Annotated in this window: 1 pseudogene; it reads left to right on the top strand. The window is 63.7% G+C overall.

The features are described 5' to 3' along the window. Positions 1 to 199: pseudogene (locus MFF64_RS37145) on the top strand (hypothetical protein); the annotation flags it as partial. Positions 200 to 251 lie beyond the last annotated feature (52 nt).

Below are 251 nucleotides of genomic sequence, written 5' to 3'. Positions count from 1 at the left end.
TTCGGCCTGCGCCCGCCGCTCCCGCCGCCTGACGCTCCACCTAATGGAGGCCGGCGCCGTGATTCTCTACCCGCGGTACGTCGACCCCAGCAGGGGCCTGCTGTGCCCGCCCATGGTGCTCGCGGAGCGCCTCGACGAGGGCGGAGGCCTTGCGGCGTGCATTGTTTTTGCAGTGGTTCAGGACCTTCCGTTGAACTAGCGAAAGAGTACCCTATCAGACTAACTTAGCCAGTGAGAGGTGTGTGTACTGA

Source organism: Methylobacterium frigidaeris, assembly GCF_022179185.1.
GTDB lineage: Bacteria > Pseudomonadota > Alphaproteobacteria > Rhizobiales > Beijerinckiaceae > Methylobacterium > Methylobacterium frigidaeris.
The sequence above is the reverse complement of the archived record's forward strand: the minus strand, read 5'-3'. Positions and strand labels throughout refer to the sequence as shown.